We start from the raw sequence: 1,732 nt of genomic DNA, 5'->3' as shown, positions 1-1,732 counted from the left end.
CAAATTATTGCTGCATTAAAAAAGTGGACGGATGAATAAAAGCCTTCTTACTAACATCATTGCTGCCAGCCTCATTGCGGCTGGCTTGGCAATGGATGGCCCATTACGTGACGCGGTATTAGCTACGGGCTTATTCGCCTTAGCCGGTGGCGTGACAAATTGGTTGGCCATTCACATGTTGTTTGAAAAAGTGCCGGGCTTATATGGTTCAGGGGTAATAACAGCACGATTCAAAGACTATAAATTGGGCATATATAACTTGGTGATGGATCAATTTTTTAGTAAGGAAAATTTAGACCGTTTTTTTACTGAAATGGTGACAGAAGATGCCAATCATCATCTGGATTTTCATGAGATCATTGAGGAAACAGATCTCAGCCCAACTTATGATGGCTTGGTATCCACGATCATGGAATCGTCATTTGGCAGTATGTTGTCTATGTTTGGTGGCCAAGAAGCATTAATCCCGCTTAAAGAGCCTTTTATTATCAAAATGAAAGCATCGCTTAACGATATGGCTCATAGTGAGTCGTTTCAGGCCAGTGTGCGAGCCAAACTAACCAGTAATCCGGTGAGTGAAGATATCCATCAGCAAATTGAGCATGTAGTGAACGCGCGTCTTGATGAGCTCACTCCTATCATGGTGAAAGAGATTATCCAAACGATGATACGAGAGCACCTAGGTTGGCTTGTTGTTTGGGGTGGGGTGTTTGGAGGCCTGATTGGTCTAATTACTAGCCAATTATTCTTTTAGTCGTTCAGGTTGTTGTAAGGGGAGCCGAATAATAAAGCGGCTGCCTTTATCTGGCTCTGACATCACCGTCATTTCGCCACCATGATTTTCAGTGATAATAAAGTAGGACACGCTTAAACCTAAACCGGTACCGATACCAACGGGTTTGGTGGTAAAAAAGGGTTCAAAGATCCGCTTAGAGACCTCCTTATCCATGCCCGGACCATTATCTTCAATTTCTATCGTAATCATCTTGTCGTAGTCTTGATAACGGGTACGTAAAATAAAGGTCGGGTTTATGGTATTGGCTGCTTGCATGGCCTGAGCACCATTTCTAAACAGGTTTAACAAGACTTGCTGGATTTTGCTTGCTTCACAGGGTATCTCTGGTAGGTCATCCTGATAGTCTTTGATGATATTGATAGATTTAAAGTCATATTGTTTTTTCAAATCATAGTCGGTTGAGGCTAAAGCCAGCGATTTATCCAATAATATTGCCATATTACCCGGTAATGAAATAACGTCGCTTTTTCTAGCAAAGGTCAACATATTGTCGATAATATCTGCAATACGTAGGCTAGATTCATTAATGGCCGATAACATTCTTAAAATGCCTCGATCGTTCATATAGTCATACAATGAATTTAAATCTATGCCTGCTGTTTTCGCAGCTGCACGATTGGCAGGCAGTAATTTATTAGTGAGACGACCCGTCATTACGGTTGCTGTTTGCATCATACCGGCTAAAGGATTGTTAATTTCATGGGCCATACCGGCTGCAAGTCCACCAACTGACAGCATTTTCTCCGATTGAATCATCATTTCTTCAAGACGAACACGTTCAGTAACATTATCAATACGTAATACTGCACCTTCAATGCCACCAGCGACTAAAGGATAAATAGTAAAGTCTTCGTATTGTATTTCGTCATCTTGACGGTAGGGTTTATGCGTATCGGTAAGTTCACACCGTGTTTTTATGGCGTCGGATATCCGATC

Annotated in this window: 2 protein-coding genes; one reads left to right on the top strand and one right to left on the bottom strand. The window is 41.7% G+C overall.

Going from position 1 to position 1,732, the window contains the following annotated elements; all coding sequences use genetic code 11:
- Positions 1–31 precede the first annotated feature (31 nt).
- Positions 32–754 (top strand): DUF445 domain-containing protein, encoded by a 723-nt coding sequence (locus tag AC3AYF_RS20690; RefSeq protein ID WP_487780353.1) that lies wholly within the window; start codon positions 32–34, stop codon positions 752–754.
- Here the strand turns inward: AC3AYF_RS20690 and AC3AYF_RS20685 are convergent.
- A partial coding sequence (locus AC3AYF_RS20685; protein ID WP_487780352.1) for a two-component system sensor histidine kinase NtrB occupies positions 743–1,732 on the bottom strand: 990 nt, incomplete at its 5' end. The two genes, AC3AYF_RS20690 and AC3AYF_RS20685, sit on opposite strands and share 12 nt — an antisense overlap.

Source organism: Salinicola sp., assembly GCF_982684285.1.
This window is presented reverse-complemented; position numbering and strand designations above follow the sequence as displayed.